This window comes from Sutcliffiella horikoshii, assembly GCF_008180725.1.
GTDB classification, from domain to species: Bacteria; Bacillota; Bacilli; order Bacillales; family Bacillaceae_I; genus Sutcliffiella_A; species Sutcliffiella_A horikoshii_B.
This window is the reverse complement of record NZ_VTEV01000004.1, coordinates 75,611-102,500: the sequence shown is the minus strand read 5'-3', so window position 1 is coordinate 102,500 and position 26,890 is coordinate 75,611. Positions and strand designations below refer to the sequence as shown.

Sequence of the window (26,890 nt, the reverse complement as noted above, 5' to 3'; positions counted from 1 at the left end):
AGAATACTGCACCACTCATTTGTACCATATACTATACCACAAAAAGAGGAAATGCTCAATTTTGACTGCTACTTTTGTCGATTAATGGTCCCTTTTGGCAATTAGATCGCAAAGTTGCACCAAAAGATCCGACTCTAACGGAATGTCAGCTAGAATTTGCTTCGCCTCATTAATATGATATTCCAACTTTTCTTTTGCCCCATTCATGGTTAGTAGAGAAGGATAGGTCACTTTTTCGTTAAGGGTATCTGATCCTACAGGCTTGCCAATTTTAGACGCATCCCCTTCAATATCCAGAATGTCATCTCTAATTTGGAATGCAAGGCCCAAGTGGTCGGCAAATTGCTCTAACTTGGCAATTTGCTCTTCTGTAGCATCCCCGAGTATTGCACCTGCCACTATACTATAGCCCAGTAGTTTTCCTGTTTTGTTTCTATGTATATATTCAAGGTCTTGAAGTGAAAGTAGTTTTCCTTCTCCTTCCATATCCGCAACCTGTCCTCCAACCATTCCTCTTGGTCCGGAGGCTTTGGCTAATTCCTTCATGAGGGTGACGACTTTCATTGGCTGGACATCTAGATTTAAAAGGTCCTCCATCACCTCAAAGCTATGGGTGAGCAAGGCATCACCAGCCAGTATTGCCATCGCTTCACCATACACTTTATGATTAGTAGGCTTTCCGCGTCTGAAGTCATCATCATCCATACTCGGAAGATCATCATGCACTAAAGAATAGGTGTGTATCATCTCTACAGCACAAGCTACTGGCATACCGAGTTCTTCAGGTTTCCCAAAAGACTTTAACGTTGCAAGCACTAACAAAGGTCGAAGTCTTTTTCCGCCTGCCTTCAAGGAATAATTCATGGATTCCAATAAAACTTCTGGTGCTTCAACAGAATTCATATAGGAATAGAGGGCATCCTCCACAAATTTCTTTCTATCTTTCATAAAAGTTTGTAGATCCATTAGCTGTGACAATTAAGCTTCATCCTCCTGTACTTGGAATGACTCCAATTCGCCATTTTCTTTTAATATCTGTTCCATTTCTGACTCTACATGTGAAAGCTTGTCATGACAAAGCTTGGACAATTTCATTCCTTCTTTGTAAAAAGAAATGGCTTCTTCTAATGGAACATCTCCCTCTTCAAGCTTTTCCACAATGTTTTCCAAATCTTTCATTGCTTCTTCAAATGTAACTTCCTTTTTTTCAGTCATTTCCTTTTCGCTCCTTCACTTCTTGTATTTCACATTCTAATCGGCCATCTTGAAGGTGAACTTGAATGGTATCTCCTTTTTCTGCCTGATTTACATTTTTTATAATAGTACCATCTTCCTGGTATGCAAGGCTGTAACCCCTGTTCATGATTTTAAGCGGACTTAAGGCGTCCATTTTGGAAAGTTTATGTTGAAATTCCCATTGTTTCTTTTGAAGTGTTTGTTGCATCTGCCTCGTTAGCAATTTCGTCTGCTGTTCAAGTGTAAGTTTATCTGCTTCCCATTGCTTTTTCGGATGGTTTCTAGCAAGCCTTCCCGAAAGTTGCTCCCACTTATCAAGCTTGCGTTCTGACATTCTTTTCATCGCCGTTTCTAAATTATCCATGGTACGGTCAAGATCTTGTTGCTTTTGAGCGTATAGGTTTTTCGGAAACCTGAACGCATACGACTTTTGTAAAGCTGTCAACCTGTCCTTATAATGTTGCATTAACTTGTTGGAAGCCCTGTGTAATCGGAATTTACGGTCAGAAAGTCTCTCCATCAATTCGTTTATATGCGGAACAGCCAATTCTGCCGCTGCCGTTGGGGTAGGGGCACGCATATCCGCTACAAAATCAGCTATCGTAAAGTCTGTTTCATGTCCAACTGCTGAAATAATCGGTAGCTTGGAGGCAAAAATTTCTCTAGCCACGACTTCTTCATTAAAAGCCCATAACTCTTCAATCGAACCTCCACCACGCCCAACGATAAGTACATCGAGTTCAGGAAGTTTGTTGGCGGTTTGAATAGCCTTAACGATAGATGGGGCGGCATTCATACCCTGGACTAGAGCAGGAATAACAAGTATTTTCGTTAGTGGATATCTCCTTTTCAACGTGGTGATGATGTCTCTGACAGCAGCACCTGTTGGGGAGGTGATTACTCCGACAGCACGCGGATATTTTGGCAGCGTTTTTTTGTAGTCAGGAGAAAACAACCCCTCCTGGGAAAGCTTCTTTTTCAACTCCTCATAAGCTAAGAACAGACTACCAACCCCATCTGGCTGCATTTCTTTTATGTACATCTGATAGGACCCATTTGCCTCATAGACCGTTACTTCACCACGAACAAGGACCTTCATCCCTTCTTGCGGTTTAAAGGCAAGGTTGCGATTCTGCCCGGCAAACATGACTACCTGGAGTCGAGCGTTTTGGTCTTTTAGCGTGAAGTACATATGTCCTCTACTATGTTGCTTGAAATTGGAAATCTCCCCTTTCAGCCATACATCTTGCAAATGAGGGTCCACATCAAACTTTCTTTTTATGTATTTTGTTAGAGCAGTAACCGTTAAGTACCTGCGTTCACTCATAATAGTTAACTCCTTTTTGAAGCATGGTAATACGAAAAAAAGACGGAAGAACCTTAAGTCCCATCCATCTTCTAAGATACCATATTAACTGGAAAACGTCTTGTTTTCACACGCCTCGTTTTGTGCTGATTGTAGAGTATTGTGCAACAACATCGTAATTGTCATCGGACCGACCCCTCCAGGAACAGGTGTGATATAGCTCGCTTTTTCTTTCACCGCTTCAAAATCCACATCTCCACACAGTTTACCTGTCTCAAGTCTGTTGACACCTACATCAATTACAATTGCGCCATCTTTTACATATTCAGGCCCAATCAATTTTGCACGCCCAACTGCAGCGATTAAGATATCTGCCTGTTTGGTAATGGAAGCTAAATCCTTTGTACGAGAATGACAGTAAGTAACAGTGGCATCCTCTTTTAGGAGCAATTGCCCTACCGGCTTCCCTACTATATTACTTCTTCCAATAACAACGACATGCTTACCAGAAATAGAAACGTCGAGTGATTTAATCATTTCCACAATTCCATATGGCGTACAAGGGAGAAATGATTTCTGATCAATCATCATTCTACCGATATTAACAGGATGAAACCCGTCCACATCTTTACCAGGGGAAATATGTTCAATAACAGCCAGTTCATCTATATGATCAGGCAAAGGTAATTGCACCAGAATGCCATGCACTGAAGCATCACCGTTAAAATGAGTGATTCTTTCCAGCAATTCGTCTTGCGTAATTGAACTTGGGTATTTTTCTAGAATGCTGTTAATTCCAGCTTCTTCACAAGCTTTCTCTTTCGCTCTAACATAGGATTGAGAAGCAGGGTCCTCTCCCACCAAAATTACAGCCAAGCTTGGTTGGATATTCTTTTCCGTATGTAGCTCAGATACCTTTTCTTTAATAAAAGCTCTCTTTTCCTTTGCAAGATCTTTACCTGATACGATAACTGCTGACATGAATAGCTCCCCCTTTTATGCTACTACTTATGCATTATTTTCAATCGTAGTTTTTACTTTAGATAGAACTGCGTTAATAAAACCGCTTGATTTGTCATCACCAAATGTTTTAGCAAGCTCTATCGCTTCATTCATGCTGACATTAACCGGAATTTCTTCGACAAACATCATTTCAAAAACAGTCATGCGAAGAATGGTGCGGTCCACTGTTCCAAGACGGTCAAGTGACCACTTCTCCAAATGGGATTTCAACGTGGAATCGATTTCCTCCTGATGCTCTTTCGTGCCAAACACGATACTGCTTAGGAAATCATCCGGTCTTTCCCCTTCTTCTAATACATTTGTGATTGCTTCATCAGGCGCAATATCACTTAAATCCATTTGAAAAATGGCTTGAAGCGCCTTTTCTCTTGATTCACTACGTTTCATTGTTCGATCTCCTTATCGTGCCTATACTAGTATAAAAAGATAATAGCACATTTTTATAAAAAAACACATGTTTTTCATTCGTTTTTCGACTAAATTACATACAAAATGTTCATACTTTCATCAAATGTTCGGAATTAACCGTTTTCATCATTTGCTCTGGGGGAGCTTGAAAAGTCTAATTCTTCTATTTAATAATGTCAGTTTCATCTTTACCGAGATACTACCCTACTATACTTTTCAATAAAGTCCAGTTAAAAGTAGCGACTAAAATTGTACCTAATTATGTGAGGGAACACAAGGGAAACTTGGCATGGTAATTTCCCAAACAAAAAAATTGTAGACACCCTTCTAATGAGAGTGCCTACAAGGTAACGTACTATTAAATTTCTTGTTCTACTTCCACTTCATTCTTTTGTGCTTCAAATTGTACGCCGACAACATGAATATTAACTTCTGTAATTTCCAAAGCGGTCATATTCAACAATGCTTGACGAATGTTGTCTTGTACTTTTTGTGCAACTGTCGGGATAGAAATGCCAAACTGCATCACACAAAATACATCTACTTTAATGCCTTCTTCGGAAAGGTCTACTTTAACACCCTTCCCGTGATTCTTTTTCCCAAGTCTCTCAACCACACCAGCAGCAAAGTTTCCGCGCATCGCCATGACACCTTCCACTTCGGAAGCAGCGATACCTGCAATAACTTCAATGACTTCAGGAGCAATTTCAACTTTTCCAAGTGAATTGTTGTTTTCCATTTCCAATAAGTTTCTTTCGCTCATAATTAACCCTCCTAAAATAGTTAAGAATTCATGACATCATATTTCTCAAGAAATTTCGTATTAAAGTCCCCATCTTTGAACTTTTCGTGATCCATTAGTTTCAGATGGAAAGGAATCGTAGTATGAACGCCTTCAATAATAAATTCACTTAACGCACGTTTCATTCGTGATACAGCTTCTTCACGTGTTGCTCCATAAGTGATCAGCTTTGCCACCATGGAATCGTAATATGGCGGTATGCTGTAACCAGGGTAAACAGCCGAATCCACTCGAACACCTAGACCACCTGGAGGAAGATACATTTCAATCTTCCCTGGGGAAGGCATAAAGTTCTTTTCAGGATTTTCAGCATTGATACGGCACTCAATCGACCAGCCGTTGAAAACAACATCTTCTTGCTTAAGAGATAAAGTTTCTCCTGATGCAACCCGAATCATTTCCTTGATAAGATCCACCCCTGTCACCATTTCTGTAACAGGATGCTCTACTTGGATACGGGTGTTCATTTCCATGAAGTAAAATTTTCTATCTTGATAGTCATAAATAAATTCTATCGTACCTGCACCCATATAGTCCACTGCTTCAGCAGCTTTTACTGCCGCTTCACCCATTTGAGCACGTATTTCTTCGTCAAGTACAGGGGACGGCGTTTCCTCTACAAGCTTTTGTAGACGGCGTTGGATAGAACAATCACGCTCACCAAGGTGAATCGTATTACCATGACCATCTGCCATTACTTGAATCTCAACGTGACGGAAGTCTTCAATGAATTTTTCCAGATACACACCAGGATTACCGAAAGCGGTAGCAGCTTCCTGTTGCGTAATAGAGATCCCTTTTTTCAGTTCCTCTTCGTTTCTGGCTACACGGATACCTTTACCGCCTCCGCCAGCTGTTGCTTTTATGATAACCGGATATCCAATGTCGTTTGCAATTGTTATGCCGTCGTTAATGTTTTCAATGATCCCTTGGGAACCAGGGACAATCGGCACACCAGCTTTACGCATCGTTTCACGCGCCACATCTTTCGTTCCCATCTTGCTAATTGCTTCTGGACTTGGTCCAATAAATGTAATGTTACACTCTCGGCAAAGCTCGGCAAAATCCGCATTCTCTGCAAGGAATCCATACCCAGGGTGAATAGCATCAGACGCCGTAAGTTTTGCCACGCTAATGATGTTGGTAAAATTAAGATAGCTGTCTTTTGATGTTTTTGGTCCTACACAGTAAGCTTCATCTGCCAACTGTACATGAAGGGATTCTTTATCCGCTTCCGAATAAACAGCCACTGTTTCAATATTCATTTCTTTGCATGCACGAATAATTCGTACAGCTATTTCTCCTCTATTAGCAATCAATACTTTTTTTATCATGAGTGTCGCCCCCTCCTTATACTGTTTTTACAAGGAATAAAGGTTGACCATATTCTACTAATTGGCCATTATCAACCAAAACCTCGACAATTTCGCCTTTGACTTCTGCTTCAATCTCATTGAACAGTTTCATTGCTTCTACAATACAAACGACAGAGTTTTCGCCAACTTTATCGCCTTCCTGTACGTATGCCGCTTGATCTGGTGATGGAGAAGCATAGAATGTGCCTACCATCGGTGATGTAATTTTATGTAGGTTCGCATCTTCCTGTTTTGGTGCCGCTGTTTCTTGTTTTGCTTCAGCTGCAGGTGTATCAGCTTGTTGAACTGGAGCTTGTGCTTGTGGTGCTGCTTGAGTTTGTTGTTGTGGCGCTGCTTGTAGTGCAGGTGCCGCTACTTGTTGCGTGCTCACGACCGTTTGCGCCGCATTCTTTTTCATATTAATTTTGGAACCTTCATTTTCATACGTGAATTCATCTATATTGGATTGGTCAATCAACTTAATAATTTCTCTGATTTCTTGGATCTTTAACATATTTCGTTCACTCCTTGGTCCTATTGATGATTAGTTGCTGCGTTGATGATGCTTGTTGTTGCCTAGCTGTTGCTATGTACATTTTAACAAAATAGTTCATATTCATCATACGATACAAGCTTCCGAAATTCAACTAAAAATAGTAATAGATATTATTACCTAGTGCTAAGTTTGTATGATTCGGCGTGTTACGTTGATGGGCGGATGAAAACGCTTTAGTTTTTATTATAGGGGATTTTGGTTGCGGTGGATAGGGGGAGTGTTGGGGAATTGGTGACTTTAGCGTGGAAGGTTTTGCACATGGTGATGCTGATATGCAAGGAATATTGTTAACTTCTTAGGTGACTTTGCAGAGTGTCAGAAGTTTTTCGGGTTTTGACCGAAGTTTTTCGAAACAGTAATTTGTCCGAACCATTTTAAACGCGCTCAAAACGTCTGCATTTTATGATTTTTTCTCAAATTTCACTTTCATCTCCCATAAAATTTAGGCAGCAGCCCGTCCCCAATATGTGATTTTCACAAATTGTCCGAAGTTTACCGGAAGTTGACCGAAGATTCACGAAAGTTGGCCGAAGATTCACGAAAGTTGGCCGAAGATTTTGCATAGTTGTCCGAAGTTTCAAGAAAGTTGACCGAACCTGTTTTTCAAATGACCAAACACCCCCAATTCTTGTCCGAACTACCACACCTAATTGTCCGAACACCCGTCCAAATCAGTATGAAATTGTCCGAAGTCACAAGTAATTTGTCCGAACCATTTTAAACACTCCTAAAATACCCTCATTTCTTAGGTTTTTCCGCGAAATCCTCAAAACTTTGCACCAAAAGTTCAAAAGATTAATTTGCTAAAAGCTTTCTAATAAAACCTCCACCCCAATACAAAAGGTTCCCAGAAAATTTGACAAGTTTTGCAGGAAAAAGCTACCTCAATGTCAAAAATAGTAACATCTGAAAGAAAAAGGAGCTGTATGCCTATGATCATTTTGAAAGAACGCGAAATGTCTTTAAAAATCAAAGTGTTAGAAGCCTTAAGTCGGCGCCTCCCACATTCTCACCCCATGTTACCGAAAATAAAATCAGATCTCGGTAAAAACATAGCTGGTTTTAAAGGAGAAGAGTCACTTAATTACTATTTGGAATTGCTCCCAGACGTTGAAGGAGAGTTTTATGTTTTACAAGATATAAGGCTACCTTTTAAAGGACATCACTTTCAAATTGACACACTTTTAATCTTTCCTACTTTTTTCCTCATATTAGATGCTAAGTATATGAGAGGCACCCTCGAATTTGACCCGGCCTTCCAACAACTCATTCAAAAATTCACCGAAAATGAAGTGGATAAAACTATCACCTACTCCGATCCCATTATCCAGGTACAAAATCAACTCACTAAATTCAAAACTTGGTTAAAAGACTATAAAATCCAGCCTGGTCCATTTGAAAGTTTAGTAGTCATTGCGAACTCAAGGGCAGAGATTAAATGTATCTCGCACCCCAATCTCGTTAAGAACATGGTAGTTCGCAATTCAGGAGTAGAATTCAAGGTTACAGAGTTCACAAAAAAACACACTAAAGTTATGTGGGACGCTAAAGGGCTACGTAAACTTTCCTCCCTAATTATCAAAAAGAACGAGCCCGTCACTTTTATAGATTTGGAGAAAGATTATGGAGTAACTTCAGATTGTATACTAAAAGGCGTGCAGTGCCAGAAGTGTAATTATATTGGTTGCGAGAAAATTTTTGGTGCTTGGGGTTGCCTTAAATGTAACAGCACATGTAAACATGCACATATCAATCTTCTTCAAGATTATAAGTTATTAATCAGCCCCACTATTACTGTTTCCGAGTTTCAAATAATAACAGGAATAACAAAAGAGCGCACTGCTAGACGTTTACTACTTTCATCAGGTTTATCCTATTCAGGCAACACCAGTAAAAGAGTCTATTATCTATAATACAAAAACCGAAGCCCCACAATTCCCTGGGCTTCGGCACTTTGCCAAACTTCTATTATTCGCCGCCTTCTTCCGTTACTGGTGGGAAGTCGAATGCGATGTCTTCGTTACGTACATCTTTGAATTCTTGGCGTACCATGTGGTAGATGTCGTTTGCCATTTGTGGTGAGTGAGTGGCTGTTTTGACTGTTACTCGGATTTTGCCGTCTGTTACGCGAACAAGTGCATCTTCTACGTCCTTATGGGAACGGATTGTGGATTCTAGGATTAATTCTTTTTCAGAGATTTGTGCAAGTTCGTTGTATTGGTCAACTGCTTTGGAGATTTCTTCTGCTGGTAGATCTGTACTTGCCATCATTTCTTTTAATTCTGCACGGTGAGCGCTGCGAAGGTTTTCCAGTTCATAGCGCATTTCAGCTAATGTCTCATCAGATGAGATGTATTTTACTACAGCACTGCCATCTTCCTCTGTAGCTTCTTCGCCTTCAACGCCTTCCGCACCTTCAGTTCCTTCTTCTTCATCAGTGCCAGCTGCTTCGCCTTCTTCCCCGCCGTGATTTTCAGCGGTTTCAGTTGCTGCTGGTTGTTCTGTGGCGTCATTTGCCAGTTGTTCGCCGGCTTGTTGATCACCGATAAAATAGTAAGCAGATAGGACAAATACGAGACTTAACATAGTTAGTAACCAAACGGTTTGTTTTTTTAATAACACGAATTATTCCCCCTCGGATTTTTTTGGAAGTACTGCTACTTTGTGCTGTGGTACGTCTAGCACTCTAGTGACAGCATCCAAGATCATTTGTTTTACATGTATATTTTCAGCGCCCTTTGCTACAATCAGAACTCCGCGTATGACCGGTTTTTTGGTTTCGGCTACGACCGGAATTTCTTGTTCATTTTTCCTGATGACGAGGACTTGTTCTTCTTCTGAGGTATCAGTGACATCGCGTTTCCCACCTTGCTGGTCAGTTTCGACCGTTGTTTGCTGTGAGGTGGTTTTGTTTGTCTGAAAGACTTTCTTTTCGGAGGCATCGATATTTACGACGACAGAAACGTCATTAACTCCGGTAATTGCCTCAAGTGCATCTTTCAGCTGATTCTCAAAGCTTGCCTCGTAATCAGAGATAGTAGAAGGTGCGTTGGCATCGTCATTTTGTCCAAATACCGGTTCATCTTTCGGTTCTTCCTGCTTCATGGCTGGCAGAACCCCGCCGCCAGGAGAAGTTGCACTGTCTCCTCCGAAGAACAGATTTCCAAATAAGATAAATCCTACACCAAGGACGAGTATGACCGTCATGTATTGGTATTTTGCTTTTTTATCTTTTGACTGATTGGTAAGCAGAGATTTTAGCCATGGAATGAATGCTTGGTTTTTCTTTTCCACCTTGTACTAATCCCCCCCTTCGACTGCTACTGAAATATTGGTTGGTTGTAGTTGCCAACGATCTGCTAGGAAATTTGCTATTTTTCCTTCTTCTTTTGAGGAAGGAGCTGGTTCCTTTTGTCTGGAGGTGTCAATTTGAACAGGTTTTACAACTTGAATGGCTGTCTCGTCTTCCGCTTGTTCCAGTAGAATCACAACGGATTCTATATTTTCTTCAATAGGCAATTCGGTAAGCTGGTCCTCATTTTTTACGACAACTTGCAAGTCTTTCACGGTTACACCATAGTTTTCTCTCAACTCCTCCTCCACATCTTCTTTCATTAGGACAGCCGCTTTATTTAAAATGTATGCAGCATGGGAGGCTTGTATTTCTTTTTTCTTCATTTCTATTAAATTTTCTGTGTTTTCTTTTGATGTGTAGGAAGAATGCGTGGTCATTTTGGCAAAAAGTTCATCCATATCTGTGGAAAGGAGCTTCAGGATGGGAGTTAGAATGACGACAATCAGTAGAAGTCCAATTACTAGCTTCGTATACTTCTGCATGGAAGAATTAGGAAGTAACATTTCTACTACCGTTGCTAAAAGAATAAATAGGATGATACTGGTGATCCATTCTGTTAAGTAACTCATACTCTCCCCCCTTACCTGACCATCACGGTAATATTTCCTGATGCTATGATGACCGTGATGCTTAAGAAGAACATAAAGGAGACAATAGCCAGTGCAGCAAAAATGTAGATGATGCTTTTGCTGATAATATCGAGACATTTTATGACGGTGCCGCCACCCAGTGGTTGAAGAAGCGCCGCGGCAAGTTTATAAATAATAGCAATTGATAGGATCTTCACTGCCGGGAATGCAGCTAATAAAATCAAAGTCGCCACTCCAAGGATCCCGACTGTATTTTTTAATAACACAGAGGCTGTAATTACGGTATCTGTGGCATCTGTAAACATTCTGCCGATTACAGGAATAAAGTTTCCCGTCACAAATTTGGCGGTACGAATGGCAATTCCATCTGTCACCGCTGCCGTTGCACCTTGCACAGAGATAACACCAAGGAATACCGTTAAATAGATTCCTAGAATTCCGATACTTACATTTCGGAGTAACTGTGCAAGTTGGGTTACTTTGTAGTGTTCACTTAACGTGCTGACAATACTTAAAATGGCTGAAAGAAACAACAGTGGAAGCACGACATATTGAATAAGCAGACCGCTTGTATTCATTAAAAATAAAATGATTGGATGGAAAAAAGCTGCCGATACCAATCCTCCTGAAGAGGCAATGAGAGCGATGAGAAGTGGCACTAAGGCTATGATGAACCCTGTCATGCCGGTTATTGCTTCTAGTGTATACGAGATAACGATATGAAAACTGTTGAGCGCGATGATGATCAGAACCATGAACACAACGCTATAGGCGACTTTACTGACTGTTTTTTGCTCAAAAGCATTTTGAAGGGTTTGTAGGAACATGCTGAAGATGGTGAGTAAGATCAGACTGCCAAGTAGTTTTCCGTTTGCTAGGAGTTCATGGAATAAGTATTTTAGGAACCCTTTTGACCATTCTTCTAAGGAAAAGGACTTGTCCCCTTTTACAAATTCCATGAATGAGCCTTTTTGGCTTTCTGGCAAAAATCCTCCGTACTCTTCCATCACTTCTTCCCAGTACACCTTGATTTCCTCTACATCAATTCCTTCTATTTGTTCTGTTACTAATTCTGACGGCGAAGAGGGTGAGGCTTGTACTATTTCAAATGGAATGAACAGTAGGATCAACACGGCTGCAATGATTGCAAGAATGAGTTTCATTGATTTGCTCCCCTCTGAAGGTTCATTTTAAGAAGGAATGAGATTAATGATGGTTTCGATGATGACGGTCAAAATGGGAATGGCCATTGCCAAAATTAATATCTTTCCGGCCAATTCAATTTTGGATGCGATGGCTCCTTGGCCGGCGTCCTTTGTGATTTGTGCACCAAACTCAGCGATGTAGGCGATTCCAACAATCTTCAGTATGGTTTCGACATAAATCAAATTGACATTGGCATTAATAGCAATCCTCTCAAGCATTCTAATAACATCAAACACTTGCTCTACTAAAAATAAGAAAATCGCACAGCCGACAAATACAACTAGCATAAAGGCAAATGTCGGTTTTTGCTCTTTTACTACTAATGCAAGAAAGGTGGCAATTAAGCCTAGACCTACTATTTGGAGAATCTCGATAGGTCAACACCCCTTATCATTGGAACAGGAATACCGATTTTATCTTCTTGAATAGATCGTCGACGATGCTTGCTACCATAAAAAGAATGTAAATGAATCCGAGTAGGGTTACCCAGTGTGCGTATTCTTCTTTGCCGAGTTGTTTTAGCACGGTGTGCAGGAAGGCTACAACGATGCCGATGCCGGCGATTTTGAATATTACGTCTACTTCAATGCCCATGGACGCTCCTCCTATTTTTTACGGTTTGCTTTTGGGGAATTTTCTTTAGTTCAGTCGTTGATTTCCGCAAATGACTTCGCTTTCCGCGGGGTGACCTTGAGCCTCCTCACTTCGTTGCGGGGTCTCAACAATATCGCTACTCCCCCGCTGGAGTCTTCGTCATTTGCTTCAATCCACAGCTAATAGATTTCAATTATTTACAACTACCATTTACCTTTTGTCATGCTAAATCAGTAAAATCACCAGCAGTAATCCTGATAGTACTCCGAGGCTTTTGACCATTCTTTCGTAGCGGTTTTGTTTGTCGCGGGCTTCTAGTTCTTCGCGTTCTAAGTGGGTTAGTGCCAGTTGGATGTGCTTTTGTTGGGTATAGCGGTCGTGTTGGCCGAGTGTTTCGCCGAACTGTTTCATGATTTCGAGTTCAGCCGTTTTATATGCGGTGTTTTTCCAAACATCATCTAAGCTTTCTTGCCAGGCTTCTTTTACTGTAAGACTTGCTTTATCTAATTTATTGGCGAAACTTTCAAAAAACCATGAAAGTGGTTTTTCCAATTGGCTGGAGATATTTTTGGTCGCTTCCGCTAGTGGAGTGTGACCATACATGATTTCAGCTTCAAGCGATTGCAATGCTACCTTCAACTGTCTTAGTTGTCTTGGCCTTTCTGTCAGGTGCCTTGCTGCTTCAAAACCTGCCCAGGAAGTTGCCACGAGAATTAAAACTGCTCCAACTAACTTGATCATCTTCTCACACCCTCTTCCCGGAAGATCTCTTCCCCCACCTCATTAACTATTCTCTTGATGGAGCCTGGTCCATTGGATCTCGTCAGTTCCACGAACCGTTTTACTGCCCGGTATGATAAGATTTCCCTAAGACTAGGTCTGCTTTTTAATTCCTCAAAAGAAAAAGCATGAACAGACATGAGAAGCCCCACTCCTGCATTGACGGCTTCCATCACTGCCTCACTGTCTTCCATTCTTCCTATCTCATCGACTACGATGACATCAGGGCTCATGGAACGAATCATCATCATCATCCCTTCCGCCTTCGGACAACCATCGAGCACATCTACCCTTTGTCCCAAGTCATGTTGAGGAATTCCATGTACACAACCCGCTATTTCAGAACGTTCGTCCACAATCCCCACTTTGCATGATGCCACTCGCTTTTCCTCACAGCCTGAGCTCATCATTCTTGCCAAATCCCTTAATAATGTTGTCTTTCCTGTTTGTGGTGGCCCAATTACCATTGTGCTTAACCATCTACCTTTTTCATAAAGGTATGGCATCAAAGGTTCAGCAACTCCAATTTTTTGTTTGGCTATACGGATATTAAAGGAGGATACGTCGCGGATAGCCTTCACTTTCCCTTGTTCTGTAATCACTTTTCCAGCTAGTCCAACACGATGTCCCCCAGTAATAGTGATATATCCACGTTTGAGCTCTTCTTCCAGCGCATAGATGGAATGCTTACTAATTTTGTTCAAAATGTGAATAGCATCCGTTGGAGTCACTGTATACGACGGAAAATAGGGGTCTCCACCTATTATCAATTCCAAGGGGCGATGCACGCGAACTCGAATTTCTTCCATTCTCTCTAGTAACGGTGGTGAAAGTGTATCAATTACACCGGTTATTTCCGGCGGTAAAACGGTCTTAATACTTGCAAGCATACAGATCCCCTTCTTGTCCTATTATTACTTACAATGTATGCGCGCTTGGACAATATATAACAACGGAATACAATTTCTCATTTATAGATCCCAAATAAGATAAACCCCAGCCCAATCGCTATATAGATCATTTTTGAAAAGGAAATCTCATCAGCCATGCTGATCAAACCTATCATCATGGTGGAAATAAAAATGAGGGGCCCTACAACAGCTAACATCGAGTTCACCACTATTGCTTTTTTTACATCATTTAGACTGAGCATGATGATGGCAGCGGTAATTTCTAATAACCCGGAAAAGATTCGAATCCCTGCCATGGATAGAACGGACGGGTCGAAATGACTTAATATTTTTTTCATGATCCTTTTGTCCTCCCTCTTGCAGCTGCACAATTAGAGCATCTTGTACAACCTATGCGAAGGATATTGAAAGAAGAAGTAAATTAAATTTGAAAGGAATGAAGTAATTTAGGGAATGCTAGCGAAAGGATTACATAGGAAAGGCGTGGTTGTTATGAAAGGAATCGGTAAAGTTTTTTGGATTTCCGTTATCATTGCTGCTTTGTTTGTACTAATTGGGGTTATTTTCCCAGAGCCATTCAGTAAAGGAATGGAACAGGCAAACTCCTTCATTCTAAATGTTTTTGGCTGGTTCTATCAACTGGCGGCTACTTTCTTTCTTTTATTTGCCCTGTTTCTTATTTTTAGTAAATACGGCAAAATAAAGCTTGGAAAGGACAAAGATCTCCCAGATTACTCTACCTTGACTTGGTTTGCGATGCTTTTCAGTGCTGGGATGGGAATTGGACTAGTTTTCTATGGAGTCGCAGAACCGATTTCTCATTTCGCCACTCCTCCACTTGGGGAAGGCGGAACTGCTGCCTCTGCAAAATTAGGTCTTCGTTACACATTTCTACACTGGGGATTTCATGCATGGGCCATCTATGCGACAATCGCTCTTTCCATCGCGTATTTCAAATTTAGAAAAGACGCCCCGGGATTAATGAGTGCTACTTTATACCCTATATTAGGGGAGAAAACAAATGGAGCTATAGGAAAGACAGTAGATATTGTTGCCGTTTTTGCTACCGTTTTCGGTGTATGTGCATCCCTCGGTTTAGGTGCACAACAAATTAATGGCGGACTGAACTACTTATTTGGCATTCCAAATAACTTTGCCATTCAACTGACTATCATGGCAATTGTGACCGTTCTATTTATTATTTCAGCAGGAACAGGCCTATCCAAAGGGATTAAATACTTAAGTAACACCAATATGATTTTGGCTACGCTTTTATTGTTTACTATGTTGTTCATTGGCCCTACAACCTTTTTGTTAAATTTATTTACCACCACTCTCGGGGAGTATATTCAGAATCTTCCAAGCATGGGACTTCGTCTTGCCCCATTCAATAAGGAAAATGCCGAATGGATTGAAGGCTGGACAATCTTCTATTGGGCGTGGTGGATTTCCTGGTCACCCTTTGTCGGGACGTTCATCGCGAGGGTATCTAAAGGACGAACTGTTAGGGAGTTTGTCATTGCAGTGTTATTGGTTCCGACACTTGTATGCGCATTTTGGTTCAGTGTCTTCGGAGGAACCGGCATTCATATGGAGCTATTCGAAGGGGCCAAAGTCTCCGCTCAAAGTTTTGAAGCTGGTCTCTTTTACGTCTACAAATTACTACCTTTCGGTACCTTTTTATCAATTATTACCATTCTGCTGATTGCTACCTTTTTTATTACGAGCGCAGACTCTGCCACTTTTGTGTTGGGCATGCAGACAACCAATGGAGATATAAATCCGCCTTTCTTTGTAAAATTAACATGGGGATTAATTCTCTCTGCCTCTGCTGTTGTGTTAATGTATTCAGGTGGGTTGGAAGGACTTCAAACTGCTATCATCGTGAGTGCTTTCCCTTTAACTTTTGTATTGTTGATGATGGCCTTCTCCATTTTCAAAGCATTTCGCTTGGAGGTTAAAGGGAAGGTTCCTTTGAAAAAGACGAAGGAGAGTTGAGCGGACAAACTTAAATAGACTACTTTAATGGAAGGGACGATTTTCTTATGAATTTTAAAAGTGAATTACAAGAAGCACAAGATATCATTCATAAAGCACACCATCATTTAAAACAAGTTAGTTCAAACACTCCAGAATCAGATGCCTGCTATTTTGCAATAGAAGAACTTGTGAAGGCTCAACAGAAGATCCAACAGGTCCAACAACAAATCAATGAATAATATAGAAAGAGTGCACATCTTCAAATGAAAATGTGCACTCTTTTTAATTAATATCTATTCCAGCTTACAACCTCATCAAGCGGAAGACGTGTTTTCTCAAATCCTGCTTTCGCACCTTTACCTAATGAAATTAACATAATGGCCTCATAATTTTCCGGAACATTGAATGCTTTTACGAATTGCGCTTCATCGTAACCGCCCATTGGAACTGTATCTAAGCCTTTAGCCTTTGCTGCCAGCATTAATTGCATTGCAACAAGGCCACCATCAATGTGAGCAATTTTCGCTAAGCGATCTTTTGTGAAGTTTCCGTACCCATCAAGAATACTGTTCACATACATGTCTTTCACATCTTTTGGCATTCTTCCCTTTTCAGCGATTGCACTATAGATGCGGTCAGCATTTTTGTATGCTTCGCGGTCTCCAAGAACAGCTATAACAACGGATGCATCCACAATTTGTTGCTGATTATTTGCGATTGGCAACAAACGCTCTTTTTCCTTTTGATCTTCAATAACTAAAAATCTCCATGGTTGAAGGTTACTCGAAGACGGTGCTAACGTAGCTGTTTCTAGAATCTCCAAGATTTCATTTTTATCCAATTTGAATTCAGGATCATATTGTCTTACTGAACGGCGTTCTTTTGCGACTGTCAGAAAGTCTGTATCTTCCAACTGCTTAGGCGCTTCTTTGGTTGTATCAATTTCTTTTACTTTATTTAAATATTCTTCTTTACTCATCGTGTTCTTAGACATATTTAGTTCCCCTTTAACTGTATTTTCTACAAGAACAGTATATGACGTTAACTGTTCCTTTGTCAACTACAGTTAATGCAGACAAAATAAAAAAGCAAAACAGCTATGTTTCACTTTTTCATTAAGTCTGCTATGGTCTTTTGTTTTAAACCAGCTATGACCCAGCCTTCCATTTCATCACGCAATGTACAAAGGGATTCGCGAGTAGTGGGAGCAAAACATTCTTTGCTTTCTACATTAAAAAATCCTTTAGGAAATGTTTCTGCTTTCATTGCATCATACACTTCGGACAACTTAATTTCGCTAGGGTCTTTTACAAGGAAATAGCCACCGTCCCGGCCCTCTTTGGCCTGAATTAAATTAGTTTTAACCAGATGCCTTAATATTTTTCTTAAAAAGACAGATTTAGAATCAAGTTTTTCAGCCAATTTCCCGCTCGGACATAGGCCATCATTATTAGCAAGCACGACAAGTGCCTGAATCGCCACACTAAACCATTTTGTACTCGTTACATTTTCAGTCATTGTTTCACCTCTTCATCTACACTTTATTCTGAAACATCTCCCATAAAAAGTCAAAGTGTTTAAGAAGTTGGTAGGTGCCTTTGAAATTATAAACGATTAAATTACTACATGAGTAATTTCAATTTCACCTTACATAAAAATTTTGCATTTGGGCAAAATTTTAAAAACAAGTTTAATTGGAGAACAACATTTATGATTATACTGTCTCTTTTCTTAATGTTAAGTGGGTTATTGATTATTAATACTATTTACGCTTACCAAACTAAGCACATTGACTCTAATTTTTTCCATACTTTATGGTACTATATTAAACTTATTCCTCTTTTCCTGTCTGCTAGTATGATGATTGGATACGGTATCAAATATTTAACAAAAGTCGTAGGTAACTTAACCTTTTCCCTTATTGTATCAAAAGGAATGGAAATCCTAGTTTGTGTTGTAATTGGATACATATTTTTTAAAGAATTTCCTAATTGGCGCACGGCATTGGGTATTACGATTATTTTATTTGGTTTTTGGATACTAAAAGGAAAATAAGGAAAACCTGTAAAGTGACGCTATTTTTTAGTAATTTTAATTTTTTTTGCAATGTACTGCCCTTCAAATATTTCTATCCATACTTTAACCTCTTGATTTTCGTCCAAATCTTTAATGCTACTTAATTTTCCTGATACTTTAGTATTCTTTAAAAAATATATTTCAGGAGTAAACGGTTCCTCTTCTGGATTTACTTTCGTAGGGTATAGGATAAATTTATTCTCTTCTAATTTTCCAACTTTACCACGATAATCTGGTTTAATTACATACCATCCTGATAGGAAAGCCACAACAACAACTAAGAATATGGAGAGTGAAATTAATTCTTTTTTCACTCTGTTTGTCATCGAATTCTACCTCCCTTATTTTTGAATCTGCCCTATTAAAATTGTTAAGACTAACAATAATACCTTAATATAAGATTTCACATTCTTATGTTGTAAAGTATGTTCCATGTACTACTCCTCCTTAATTTACTTAAAACAGAACACCGCTTATTCAAGTAAACTGCCCAATTGCTTAATACCAATTATTTCATAATCTATAAATTCCACCAATTGATATCCTACACCCTGATTAATATAAAATGAGCGTTGATCCTTGTAACAGGTTCGCGCACTTTAATGGAATAACTTTGAATTTACTATGCAAATGAAAGACGGAAGCAAGTTTATCTTACGTTACAAAATTCGATCTAAGCAAAAAATGCATACCATTGGAGACACTAAAATAAAAGGAAATAGATATGACTACGTAGGGATTTGAATAAATTGTCATTTATTTGTTAGGCTAATTAGTAAGAAGTTACATTAGGAGGCACTTGTCTTGGATTTAGATTGGATTTGGAAAGCGGTACTTATTGTGATTGTTGGGTTTCTTATTTTGCGATTAGCTGGAAGAAAATCCATTTCTCAACTGACAGTTGCACAAACAGTCCTCATGATATCTATAGGGAATTTAATTATTCAGCCAGTAACCGAAAAAAACATTTGGATAACCTTTTTAATCGCATTATTACTAGTATTAGTCTTAATAACAATAGAACGATTGCAGATCAAATTTGATAGGTTCGAAACCTTCTTAACTGGAAAAGGAATAGATGTTATAGAGAATGGAGAAATCATTGAAAAGAATCTAAAAAAATTGCGAATCACCGTTGACCAATTAGAAATGCGGTTACGCCAAGATAGCATCTCTAGGATTAGTGATGTGAAAACAGCAACCATTGAACCTAGTGGACAATTAGGGTATGTGCTAAAAGAGTATGCCCAATATGCCACTAAAGAAGATATTAAGGTTATATTAGATTATATTCATAATAAATTTCCTACGGGTCAACAGCCCCCAGATATCACTAAAGAAATAGATATTCATTCTATTTTTTCAGAGGTAAATAGGCATGAGCATGTTATACCTCCCCCTAAGCATTTAGAGTGACCAACTACTTTGCCAGAAGACCTTTTTACACCAACCAAGGTTAACAGGGGTTCAGATTTCAAGAAAATGCAGATTATTCGTTCGACTAAGTACGTATTTACCAAATTACGGTTGAAAAGTACCTATCTAATTTTGAGTTGAAATTAACACCATTTTGGCTTTAAGAAATGAAAATTCATATTGTTAATTGGAAAGTATCTACATCAGTATTTTATAGGCACTTATCATTTACGTTATTCCATTAACTAAGGAGATTGCCCCTCAAGAGACAGTTGCTTGTTCTTGGCGTAATATTTGCTCTCCTTTTATTCCATTAAAGCCCTATTTAATTGAATAAGTAATTTTTATTTAATCTACTTAGATTCTTCTATCAATGCTGTAAAAGCAGATTCTATTTGGCAAATATTCAACTCATATTTTTTAGCTACCTCTATAGCAATCTTGTATAACTCTTTAATGAAAATATCCTCTTGGTCTTTCCTATTGAGGTTAGAGAATTCTTCCCAATTTAATGAAGTTTCAACTTGCAAGATGCCCTTTCTAAGACTTAGTATTTTCAAATAATCACCGTCGTTTGCATCTGTATCAAAAAATATCTGTACTGAACTAATCTTATTATTTCTGCTTACATATTTCTGAATAAAATCATTGAGTTGGTCTTCCAAAGGGTAAAGTAAGCGAAAAGTTTTGGAAACTTGCCTTATGCCTGTTTGTGGTCTTGAACTTAAACGCATATCATACACCTCATTTATTTTTCGCTAGGGTTATTCATCTTGACCTATCCTGCCCCATACTTAAGTATGGAAAGAGGGATTACCTATGCTTCAATCGCCCTAGTTAGTTCAATATCTACCAAAAAACTTTTCAATTTCATCTGAGGCTTTCCTTGTTTCATCTCCCATATACTTATATGCAGTTTGTAGCAATTTCTTGGAGTCACCGAGTCGTGCAAGAATCGTAACACTTAATAATTCTTTGACATCATCATCACCTTGAGTTGCCATCAGCTCAAGAAAATTAAATAATTCTTGAATCTTGACTATATCCTTCTCTTTACCAATCAACTCAACAAAATAATCGTTACAATCCCCAAAGAATACGTGATTTAAAATTTCACCGTTTAAGTCTTTATGTACCTGTAATAAAGGCTTATACTCCTTAAAGTTTTCAGTAAAATGCTTTGCTAAGTCTCTTAAATCCACCTTTTTCCCCCTGTTTCAAAACGTCTTTTCATTTATCATTCTCTAAAGTAAATAGGTTCTCTTATTCAACAATCCTGCCCTATTGCTTAATACCAATTATTTCATAATCTAAAAAGACCTACAATAAGTTGTTTTCTTGTAAACAAAAAATGAGCGATGATCCTTGTAGGGATTGCGCTCGAATTATCAAAGGTAACTATCAATGTACATATCAGATAGCAAAGAACTTATTCTCTAAATAGAACTACCCTCTCTTCATAATCCTCCCAGTCTCCAACAGTGAATGTTATCTTCTTTTTCTTATCGAAGTACTGACATCCATCGCACACCATTCTGATTTTAAACTCATTTGATTCCTTCAGTGAAAATACTCCACCCACACCCAAATTTTCTCCTTTGTCAGTGAATGAGTAGTACATTGTTGGGAGGGTCTTTATTTTCTCATTATCTCCTTTGTATCTAATTTTTGTCTCATATTCTATCTCTGTTCCAACAAGATACATCTGGTGAACAACAAGCCAGTTTTGATCTTCACCTTTAAATGTTATGGAATTTGGTCTTCCAAACAAATTTGTATTTTCAGCACTCGCATAAGTAGCTCTTGAAATGAAAACTAATATAACTAGGCATAACAAACTTAGATTTTTACTCATTAATTTCCTCCTAGTTTTTAGCTTAATATTCAGCATTACTCATCAAAATATTCATATCTTTTTTAAACTAACTTATCTCATTTAATCTCTTTTTAATTAATAAATTCATATATTTAATGAAAACTTCATGATCGATTGGAAAGTAAACTAAACGGAACGTATATTTTTGTGACGAAACACTCCATATTAAGTATCTGTATCACTAAAATTAAGATAAATTATCAGTTATCCATTGTAAAAAAATTTTATCCATTGTAAAGGCACTTATATCAATTGTAAAAATGATATATCCATTATAAAAACGATTTATCCATGTTTACATCCACTTTATCCATTGTAGCTATATCTTAGACTTGTGTTCCACCTTATTTCACGCAAGCAAACGCCAATACAACTGGTATCCGCTGTCTCCTAACAAATTCTTCTTCACTACTAAAATGTTCGCGCTTCGGTGTACCTTCGCGTAAATCTCGTACGGTAAAACCAGCTTGCCTTAATGCTGTGAAATACTGTTCGATCGTACGATGATATTTAACCACCACTTGATTAATCCAAGGCTCTTTCCTTTCACCATCACGAAAATAATCATCCACAATCCAATTCCCTCGCTTATCTCCAGCCTCCTTACTGGCAAAAGATGAGGTTGTAAGCGGATGTTGAATGCTAAAAACAAATCTTCCATCGTCTTTCAGGGTTTCGTAAATATTCCGAAACAGGCGGTCAATGTCTGATACATAATGAATGGCGAAACGTGAGGTTACGAGATCGTATGATTCACTCGGATAATCATAAGATTCCATTGTTTTAGTATGTATAGTTGCCTCGAGTTCAAGTAAGTTAGAGCGCGCGGCTTCTACCATTTGTTCAGAACCTTCGACTCCAATGTAGTGCCTTGCCCCTAATTGCAGCAGTTCTTTACCAAACGAGGCATCTCCACACCCTAAATCTAAGATGGTATGATTTTTAATGTTCCCAACTAGTTCCAACATAATTGGACCTTCAATGGCATTATTTGGACTGTCTATTCTATTCCTTCTATTAAAATAATTTGTAAAGAAATCCGATTGATCGTAAACACTAGATCCTCTGAATTCCATTGAAACATCTCCTATTCTTTGTTTGAGTTACGAACGCTCCAATATATCTCTGTGTGATCATCACAATAAAACCCTTCTAGGTTACACCATTTTATTATTCTATCTATCTTCTTTTTATCATCTGAACATATCATAGAAAAATGGCTATCCCAGTGAGTGGTAATAAGGATGGAGTTATCATGAGTGAACAGATTATGTCTTGCCAATGTATCTTGATCGATTAAGTCATCTATGTACTCTAATTTTCTTTCTGTACCAAATTCATCGCCAACCCAAATCCAGTCATACTTTTCCTTTTTTATTGCTCCTAATAGTTTATTAATCAAAAGCTCAGGCAGCATACCCTCTGTAGGAGGAATAAGATTCTCTTTTTTACTGACAGAGTTAATCATCTCTTTTAATTCCTTATTCTCATACTCCTTATTTAAGCCTAGTATTCGTGTTCGAAGGCCAATATCTAACTCTTCATAACTTTTCATTCCACTAAGAGCTAAAAACTCTTTCCACGTTAAAATCTCACAATGATTGATAATTTGAAACTTGTCAGGATATGATTCTGGATAAAACAGTTCTGAATCAATGGTAAGTGGTTTAATAAAAGGATGAAAAAATATGTAAACTTCATTAAATACATCCTTATAAAAATTCTTGATTGATACGTCCTCACAGGCACAAACTGCATATCTATGGGGTTCCGGAAGCACTCTTTCTACTTTCAAATGTGACACTCCTTCTTCTAGCGTTAAAAACAACTTTGATTCCTCTACCTATGCCCGTCTTTCCTTGCTTGAATATATCCATAATACGCGCATGTCCCATTCTGAGTTAAGTCTTTTACCTCAAAACCGCACTTCTCATAAAACCTGAAATTATTAGCAGAGGTGTGTGCAAACCAATCACCATGAGGAAGTTTTTGAACACAAAGTTCTACGATTTTCTTCCCGATTCCTTTCCCGCGATATTCGGAAAGAATAACTAAATCTATAATGTTTGCAACCATTATTTGGTCCGAGATTACTCGAACCATCCCAATCATCTTGCTTTGATCCCAAACTGTAAATGCCCACGTAGAGTTTTCGAAAATCAGGGAAAACTTTTCTTTTTGCCAAGACGGTGTATTCCTAGCCCAACCTGCATCTTCAAATAGAGCTTCCACATATTCGGCCGGAACGCCTTCTGTTCCTTCCCTTATTACAAAACCATTGAAATATTGGTACATATCTTTCCTCCCCCTACAAAATTCTATTTAATTTACACTTTTCTACTTTCTTAGCAACCTTAGCAATTGGAGTCCATCAGAAGGATGACCATAATATGGTCCCATCCAACGAGGGTAGGTTATCGGAATGACTGTCCAAACAACCATACCCAGATTAATATTGCATACTCCCCAAAAGAATGCACTCAAATCACTTGGGGGTAACGAATATGCTATTCCAGCAAATAAAAACACAAGTAATAACGACATAAGCGGTCCGCCTGCCAAAGCTACAATCCTCTGTCGTTTGTTTAATTCCCCTCTCCATTCAGCAAAGCCTACATAAGACCAATGAATATGGAAACGAAACCTTCCAATTCGAAAATTTTCTTTGTTTTCCTTATTTCTTTTTCCTAAATAAATGTGCGCATCATGTTTTGAAAAGGAAACAACTCCTACACCATGCCCAATTTCGTGCATAAGGACACAAATAGGGATAACCAAAATATAAAACAGAAGAAATAATAGCATATTTTGCTCCTTTACTCATATCTAGTAAACTCATTTTCCGTCCCTTATAATTTTAAATGACAAACTCGACAAAACAAAAGTCAATATCATTAGCAATGGCGCAACCACAAATAATCCTATTAAATCCGTTGTAAGATTCCACGGTACGAAAGCATTCCAGAATATCCCCATAACCTTCCACAACAGAACAAATATAAACACACTAAACAAAAGAAATAATATTTTTTCTAATCCTTTTTTCAACACAGGTAATTCCTTTCCATTATTTTTCCATCTATCAATCAACAAATTTTAAGGCCCATAAACAATCATAAAGATCATGAGACTCAGGTTAAATACAATCAATATCTTTCCAAAAAAATTTTTAAAAGCTAGAACAGAAAAAACCATAGATATTAGAAATGAAGGTATTGCAACTTTTGAGGGGAAATAGGTAAAATCTAAAATCCCTACCATGGGAACCATTAGAATAAGGATGCATATTGAGGTAAATGCGAATGAAAAAAGACATGCAAGAGTGAGGTAGCTAAATGTGACCATACTTTTTATGTGTTGTTTTTCAGAAATATTATTAGACATCTTTATCTCCTTTTTATATAAATTTTTTAATAAACACTACATGGTGGGCAACTTTAACTTCTTTAATTCCTGATACCAATTATTTCAAATTTTTAATATTTACACAATATTAAATTTCATAAAAAAGAAGCTTACCTTTTTTAAGATAAGCTTCCGTAGTATGATTTATTTTCTAGTTAACGGAAATAAAACACAGTCCTTAATCGTATCACAATCTGTTAATACCATCAGTAATCGTTCAATCCCAAATCCCCAACCGGAAATAGGTGGCATCCCATATTCCATCGCCAATAAGTAGTCTTCATCCATTTCCATTGCTTCTGTATCACCGCCGCTTTTCAACATGGCTTGTGCCTCTAATCGTTTTCTCTGTTCTACAGGGTCGACTAATTCTGAATAGGCATTGATGATTTCAGCACCATTTACTACTAGTTGGAAGCGATCTGTTATTGCTGGATTGTCATCATTTGCTCTGGCTAATGGTGACAGATCAATTGGATGGTTAATAAGGAATGTTGGTTCTATTAAGTGTGGGCGACACACTTTTTTGTATAGAAGGTCAATAAAGTTTCCTCTTCCTAATGTCTCGATTTCCTCTCCTTCTAAATGAATATTTCTTCGTTTTGTTTCTTCGTATAAGCTTTTCACATCTGGATATAACTCAATATCAATACCAGTATCTTTTAAAATTAACTCTCTAAATGAGACAACTTTCCACTCTAATGAAAAATCAATCGATTGCCCTTTTATACTTATAACTGTTGAGTCAAATGTTTGTTTAAGGACATAGATAATCATTTCACGCATAAGCTTCATCGTATCTTCATAGTTCCAATATGCTGCATATCCCTCCACCATGGTGAATTCTTGAAGATGTTGAGGGCTGATTCCTTCATTTCGAAAGCATCTTGCAAATTCGAATACTTTTGTAAATCCCCCCACAATTAGCCTTTTCAAATAAGTCTCTGGAGCAATACGTAAATTTAATTCTGTATCCAGAGAGTTATGATACGTTTTAAATGGACGCGCTAAAGCACCCGAAGAAGTATGTTGCAATACAGGCGTTTCCACTTCCATGAAGTCTTTTTCTTCTAAAAACCTACGAACGGCACGCACCAATTTTGTTCGCATTAACATGCGGTTTTTTGTTTTTTTTGTCATCATCAAATCTATATATCGTTGTCTATATCGTGTGTCTATATTACTTAATCCATGCCATTTATCCGGCAGTGTCTGTAACGCTTTCCCAAGTAGCACATAGTTTTCGATACGAAGCGTTTTTTCATTTGTTTTCGTGGAATACATTTTTCCTTCTACACCTATAAAATCGCCTATATCAAAATAGTCGAGGAAATCACTCATAGCCCGCTCCCCTACCTCGTCTTTTTTCAGTAGAAGTTGCAACCTACCTTGTATGTTTGAAATGGTGATGAAACTGAATTTACTAAAATGGCGAATCCCCATAATTCTTCCTGCTACACGAACACCAGATGTTCCATCCTCAAGTGAAGATGCCTCATATAGTTCGTAATTTGTCTGAAACCTTTCAGGATAAACTGGAATCCCCTGTGACCTTAAAGCCTCTAATTTCTCCATTCTTATGGCTCTTTGTTCTTGACTCATTTTTATCAACTCCAATTTTTTTTTACCTATTATCAAGCTGCCATACTATTTTTTAAAACAAAAAAACTCCCACCCCCAAGATTATTCATCTTGAGGACGAGAGTTGTTAACTTCGTGGTACCACCCCAGTTTGTTGACATGTTGCCATATCAACCTCTTCGGGTACTTCTGTTTTTCAAAAAACAATTATACCCTATCTCTATAACGGGAGATCCCGTCGCAGTATCACTAAGAAACCTTAGATCCGTGCAAAGGCTCCGAGGCTTTTTTCATTAAGATCATTATTGCTTCTTCTCACCTACCGAAGCTCTCTGGAAATAATTAATCCTATTTACTCTTCTCTTCACAGCCGTACATTCCGTATGTTTTTTAGAATATTAGCACAAATAATTTGTTTAGGCAATAACTCTTCA

The 26,890-nt window shown here is 38.4% G+C and carries 33 protein-coding genes and 1 other annotated feature; of the genes, 5 read left to right on the top strand and 28 right to left on the bottom strand.

Annotated features, from left to right (window positions below):
- Positions 1-81: 81 nt before the first annotated feature.
- The 8 genes from FZC76_RS10450 to accB all read right to left on the bottom strand — a co-directional run bounded on the left by FZC76_RS10450 (position 82) and on the right by accB (position 6,644).
- Positions 82-966: a polyprenyl synthetase family protein gene (locus tag FZC76_RS10450; protein ID WP_148988465.1), complete on the bottom strand. Its 885-nt coding sequence runs from the start codon at positions 964-966 to the stop codon at positions 82-84.
- Positions 967-978: 12 nt separating this feature from the next.
- Complete coding sequence (locus tag FZC76_RS10445) at positions 979-1,215, bottom strand: exodeoxyribonuclease VII small subunit (protein ID WP_148988138.1); 237 nt, start codon at positions 1,213-1,215, stop codon at positions 979-981.
- Positions 1,208-2,563, bottom strand: a complete 1,356-nt coding sequence (xseA, locus tag FZC76_RS10440; protein ID WP_148988137.1) for an exodeoxyribonuclease VII large subunit — start codon at positions 2,561-2,563, stop codon at positions 1,208-1,210. The genes FZC76_RS10445 and xseA overlap by 8 nt, the downstream gene beginning before the upstream one ends.
- Positions 2,564-2,647: 84 nt before the next feature.
- The gene (folD, locus tag FZC76_RS10435; RefSeq protein WP_148988136.1) at positions 2,648-3,523 is read right to left on the bottom strand and encodes a bifunctional methylenetetrahydrofolate dehydrogenase/methenyltetrahydrofolate cyclohydrolase FolD; all 876 of its coding nucleotides are present in this window, start codon (positions 3,521-3,523) and stop codon (positions 2,648-2,650) included.
- 27 nt (positions 3,524-3,550) lie between these two features.
- Positions 3,551-3,952, bottom strand: coding sequence for a transcription antitermination factor NusB (gene nusB / locus FZC76_RS10430; protein ID WP_148988135.1), 402 nt, complete (start codon positions 3,950-3,952; stop codon positions 3,551-3,553).
- Between the two features lie 379 nt (positions 3,953-4,331).
- The gene (locus tag FZC76_RS10425) at positions 4,332-4,736 is read right to left on the bottom strand and encodes an Asp23/Gls24 family envelope stress response protein (RefSeq protein ID WP_148988134.1); all 405 of its coding nucleotides are present in this window, start codon (positions 4,734-4,736) and stop codon (positions 4,332-4,334) included.
- A gap of 20 nt (positions 4,737-4,756) precedes the next feature.
- Positions 4,757-6,109: an acetyl-CoA carboxylase biotin carboxylase subunit gene (gene accC, locus FZC76_RS10420; protein ID WP_148988133.1), complete on the bottom strand. Its 1,353-nt coding sequence runs from the start codon at positions 6,107-6,109 to the stop codon at positions 4,757-4,759.
- Positions 6,110-6,125: 16 nt separating this feature from the next.
- A complete protein-coding gene (accB, locus tag FZC76_RS10415) occupies positions 6,126-6,644 on the bottom strand; it encodes an acetyl-CoA carboxylase biotin carboxyl carrier protein (RefSeq protein WP_148988132.1) in 519 nt (172 codons plus the stop codon).
- A gap of 974 nt (positions 6,645-7,618) precedes the next feature.
- Between accB and FZC76_RS10410 the strand changes: the two genes are divergently transcribed.
- Positions 7,619-8,599: a nuclease-related domain-containing protein gene (locus FZC76_RS10410; RefSeq protein WP_187442034.1), complete on the top strand. Its 981-nt coding sequence runs from the start codon at positions 7,619-7,621 to the stop codon at positions 8,597-8,599.
- Between the two features lie 55 nt (positions 8,600-8,654).
- Here the strand turns inward: FZC76_RS10410 and FZC76_RS10405 are convergent, their stop codons facing one another.
- The 9 genes from FZC76_RS10405 to FZC76_RS10365 form a co-directional block, all read right to left on the bottom strand.
- The gene (locus FZC76_RS10405) at positions 8,655-9,308 is read right to left on the bottom strand and encodes a SpoIIIAH-like family protein (protein WP_148988130.1); all 654 of its coding nucleotides are present in this window, start codon (positions 9,306-9,308) and stop codon (positions 8,655-8,657) included.
- Positions 9,309-9,311: 3 nt separating this feature from the next.
- A complete protein-coding gene (spoIIIAG, locus tag FZC76_RS10400) occupies positions 9,312-9,980 on the bottom strand; it encodes a stage III sporulation protein AG (protein WP_148988129.1) in 669 nt (222 codons plus the stop codon).
- 6 nt (positions 9,981-9,986) lie between these two features.
- Complete coding sequence (gene spoIIIAF / locus FZC76_RS10395; RefSeq protein ID WP_148988128.1) at positions 9,987-10,610, bottom strand: stage III sporulation protein AF; 624 nt, start codon at positions 10,608-10,610, stop codon at positions 9,987-9,989.
- An 11-nt stretch (positions 10,611-10,621) separates the two neighbouring features.
- A complete protein-coding gene (spoIIIAE, locus tag FZC76_RS10390; protein WP_148988127.1) occupies positions 10,622-11,794 on the bottom strand; it encodes a stage III sporulation protein AE in 1,173 nt (390 codons plus the stop codon).
- 27 nt (positions 11,795-11,821) lie between these two features.
- Positions 11,822-12,211: a stage III sporulation protein AD gene (gene spoIIIAD / locus FZC76_RS10385; protein ID WP_082380912.1), complete on the bottom strand. Its 390-nt coding sequence runs from the start codon at positions 12,209-12,211 to the stop codon at positions 11,822-11,824.
- 16 nt (positions 12,212-12,227) lie between these two features.
- Positions 12,228-12,431, bottom strand: coding sequence for a stage III sporulation protein AC (gene spoIIIAC / locus FZC76_RS10380; protein WP_060666334.1), 204 nt, complete (start codon positions 12,429-12,431; stop codon positions 12,228-12,230).
- A gap of 225 nt (positions 12,432-12,656) precedes the next feature.
- On the bottom strand, positions 12,657-13,172 hold the full coding sequence (spoIIIAB, locus tag FZC76_RS10375) for a stage III sporulation protein SpoIIIAB (RefSeq protein WP_148988126.1): 516 nt from the start codon (positions 13,170-13,172) through the stop codon (positions 12,657-12,659).
- Positions 13,169-14,101 (bottom strand): stage III sporulation protein AA, encoded by a 933-nt coding sequence (gene spoIIIAA / locus FZC76_RS10370; RefSeq protein WP_148988125.1) that lies wholly within the window; start codon positions 14,099-14,101, stop codon positions 13,169-13,171. Before spoIIIAA ends, spoIIIAB begins: the two co-directional genes overlap by 4 nt.
- Before the next feature lie 77 nt (positions 14,102-14,178).
- Positions 14,179-14,460, bottom strand: a complete 282-nt coding sequence (locus FZC76_RS10365) for a YqhV family protein (RefSeq protein WP_148988124.1) — start codon at positions 14,458-14,460, stop codon at positions 14,179-14,181.
- Between the two features lie 154 nt (positions 14,461-14,614).
- Here FZC76_RS10365 and FZC76_RS10360 point away from each other — a divergent pair, with 154 nt between their 5' ends.
- A complete protein-coding gene (locus FZC76_RS10360; protein ID WP_148988123.1) occupies positions 14,615-16,120 on the top strand; it encodes a glycine betaine uptake BCCT transporter in 1,506 nt (501 codons plus the stop codon).
- A gap of 47 nt (positions 16,121-16,167) precedes the next feature.
- Complete coding sequence (locus FZC76_RS23015; RefSeq protein ID WP_187442033.1) at positions 16,168-16,341, top strand: hypothetical protein; 174 nt, start codon at positions 16,168-16,170, stop codon at positions 16,339-16,341.
- A 47-nt stretch (positions 16,342-16,388) separates the two neighbouring features.
- Here FZC76_RS23015 and FZC76_RS10355 read toward each other — a convergent pair whose 3' ends face one another.
- Both FZC76_RS10355 and FZC76_RS10350 read right to left on the bottom strand, forming a co-directional pair.
- On the bottom strand, positions 16,389-17,096 hold the full coding sequence (locus FZC76_RS10355; protein ID WP_148988122.1) for a nitroreductase family protein: 708 nt from the start codon (positions 17,094-17,096) through the stop codon (positions 16,389-16,391).
- 110 nt (positions 17,097-17,206) lie between these two features.
- Positions 17,207-17,620 (bottom strand): RrF2 family transcriptional regulator, encoded by a 414-nt coding sequence (locus FZC76_RS10350; RefSeq protein WP_148988121.1) that lies wholly within the window; start codon positions 17,618-17,620, stop codon positions 17,207-17,209.
- 192 nt (positions 17,621-17,812) lie between these two features.
- Between FZC76_RS10350 and FZC76_RS10345 the strand changes: the two genes are divergently transcribed.
- The gene (locus FZC76_RS10345) at positions 17,813-18,157 is read left to right on the top strand and encodes a hypothetical protein (protein ID WP_148988120.1); all 345 of its coding nucleotides are present in this window, start codon (positions 17,813-17,815) and stop codon (positions 18,155-18,157) included.
- A gap of 20 nt (positions 18,158-18,177) precedes the next feature.
- Here the strand turns inward: FZC76_RS10345 and FZC76_RS10340 are convergent, their stop codons facing one another.
- Positions 18,178-18,504, bottom strand: a complete 327-nt coding sequence (locus FZC76_RS10340) for a hypothetical protein (RefSeq protein ID WP_148988119.1) — start codon at positions 18,502-18,504, stop codon at positions 18,178-18,180.
- 478 nt (positions 18,505-18,982) lie between these two features.
- Between FZC76_RS10340 and FZC76_RS10335 the strand changes: the two genes are divergently transcribed.
- Positions 18,983-19,594: a DUF421 domain-containing protein gene (locus FZC76_RS10335; RefSeq protein WP_148988118.1), complete on the top strand. Its 612-nt coding sequence runs from the start codon at positions 18,983-18,985 to the stop codon at positions 19,592-19,594.
- 353 nt (positions 19,595-19,947) lie between these two features.
- On the opposite strand, the gene FZC76_RS10330 is transcribed toward FZC76_RS10335, so the two are convergent.
- From FZC76_RS10330 to lysS, 8 genes are all read right to left on the bottom strand, one after another.
- Positions 19,948-20,328, bottom strand: coding sequence for a hypothetical protein (locus FZC76_RS10330; protein WP_148988117.1), 381 nt, complete (start codon positions 20,326-20,328; stop codon positions 19,948-19,950).
- A 108-nt stretch (positions 20,329-20,436) separates the two neighbouring features.
- Positions 20,437-20,796, bottom strand: coding sequence for a DUF7674 family protein (locus FZC76_RS10325; RefSeq protein WP_148988116.1), 360 nt, complete (start codon positions 20,794-20,796; stop codon positions 20,437-20,439).
- A gap of 227 nt (positions 20,797-21,023) precedes the next feature.
- On the bottom strand, positions 21,024-21,449 hold the full coding sequence (locus tag FZC76_RS10320) for a hypothetical protein (protein ID WP_148988115.1): 426 nt from the start codon (positions 21,447-21,449) through the stop codon (positions 21,024-21,026).
- A gap of 365 nt (positions 21,450-21,814) precedes the next feature.
- Entirely contained in the window at positions 21,815-22,546 is a 732-nt protein-coding gene (locus FZC76_RS10315; RefSeq protein ID WP_148988114.1) for a class I SAM-dependent methyltransferase, read from the bottom strand.
- An 11-nt stretch (positions 22,547-22,557) separates the two neighbouring features.
- Positions 22,558-23,265 carry a DUF2711 family protein gene (locus tag FZC76_RS10310; RefSeq protein ID WP_148988113.1) on the bottom strand — a complete coding sequence of 236 codons (708 nt, stop codon included), beginning with the start codon at positions 23,263-23,265 and terminating at the stop codon, positions 22,558-22,560.
- 44 nt (positions 23,266-23,309) lie between these two features.
- Complete coding sequence (locus tag FZC76_RS10305; RefSeq protein ID WP_148988112.1) at positions 23,310-23,765, bottom strand: GNAT family N-acetyltransferase; 456 nt, start codon at positions 23,763-23,765, stop codon at positions 23,310-23,312.
- 42 nt (positions 23,766-23,807) lie between these two features.
- The gene (locus tag FZC76_RS10300; protein WP_148988111.1) at positions 23,808-24,275 is read right to left on the bottom strand and encodes a zinc metalloprotease; all 468 of its coding nucleotides are present in this window, start codon (positions 24,273-24,275) and stop codon (positions 23,808-23,810) included.
- A 744-nt stretch (positions 24,276-25,019) separates the two neighbouring features.
- A complete protein-coding gene (gene lysS / locus FZC76_RS10290; RefSeq protein WP_148988110.1) occupies positions 25,020-26,477 on the bottom strand; it encodes a lysine--tRNA ligase in 1,458 nt (485 codons plus the stop codon).
- An 89-nt stretch (positions 26,478-26,566) separates the two neighbouring features.
- Positions 26,567-26,833: a binding site (T-box leader), on the bottom strand.
- Between the last annotated feature and the right edge of the window lie 57 nt (positions 26,834-26,890).